This window comes from bacterium (genome assembly GCA_030690305.1).
GTDB lineage: Bacteria > Patescibacteriota > Minisyncoccia > Phycocordibacterales > JAGLPS01 > JBBUCK01.
This window is the reverse complement of the sequence record JAUYHB010000018.1, coordinates 1-1254: the sequence shown is the minus strand read 5'-3', so window position 1 is coordinate 1254 and position 1254 is coordinate 1. Positions and strand designations below refer to the sequence as shown.

1 protein-coding gene is annotated in these 1254 nt (G+C 49.5%); it reads left to right on the top strand.

Features of this window, described 5'->3' with window-relative positions:
• A partial coding sequence (locus tag Q8O71_01600; protein MDP2705075.1) for a hypothetical protein occupies positions 1-1254 on the top strand: 1254 nt, incomplete at both ends.

Genomic DNA, 1254 nt, shown 5'->3' with positions numbered 1-1254 from the left:
TGACACATTCTCCTACTTTATCGACACCTCAAACGTATTGAGCGAGACAGCCCTTGGAACAAGTGTTCTTGCCTCTTCCTTAACTTCACTTGGGACCATTGCTTCCTTGGTTGCCACCACAGCTGACATTAATGCAGGAACTTTCGATGGTGTTGTTGGAGGTACAACCCCTGCTGCCGGATCCTTCACGACATTAGTGGGGACCACTTTAAACGGAAATACGTTTACCACAGGAACATATACCCTAACTGGACAAGCAGGGAAAACCCTCACCTTTAATGGATCTATCACCCTTACTGGAACAGATGCCCAAGTATATACATTCCCCACTACCACAGCCACAGTCGCAAGAACTGATGCAGCTCAAACCTTTACTGGAGTGCAGACATTCTCAAGCACCATTGTGGGTTCCATAGATGGGAACGCTGGAACCGTATCTACCATCACAGGACTTGCTCCTGACACCGCCACCACGCAAGCTACGCAAGGAGCCATTACATCTCTTGGAACCTTAACGAGTCTGGCTGTAGCAGGCAATGTTACCGTAACGGGCACACTGCAATCAGGTGCTGCCGCGGGAACCAATGGACAGCTAACCCTTACAGGTTCAACTTCAGGAACAGGAGTTATTAAAGTGAATGTCGTTGCGGGTACAGGTATTGTATTTCAAATTCCATCAGCCAATGGGTCAGGAGGGCAGTTTCTAACAACGGATGGAGCTGGAGTAACTTCTTGGGCTACTCCTGGTGGTTCAGGCGACGTGGTAGGCGACACAGCTTCAGTAGACAAGGAGTTTGTGCGATTTAACTCAACCACAGGAAAGATCATTGAGTCTCCTGCCACCGATCTTGCCACCACCACAGCAACCCTATCAGACAACGCAGATGTTACTTTTTATGACGCAGTCGTTGCTGGAAACCCAGTATTCTCATTTGGTTCTTCTGCCGCTGAACGATTACGGATCACCCCAACGTATGATGGCGCAGCGGTCACCCTGGACTTTGTGGAGTTTGCAACCGACGTGGCTTCAGTTACCGGAGACAAGGGAGAGTTTCGCTTCAGTCCAGATGCGGTCCTTGTGGCCACCATTGATGACGGGGGAATTGAGCTGGCTGACACATTCTCCTACTTTATCGACACCTCAAACGTATTGAGCGAGACAGCCCTTGGAACAAGTGTTCTTGCCTCTTCCTTAACTTCACTTGGGACCATTGCTTCCTTGGTTGCCACCACAGCTGACATTAATGCAGGAAC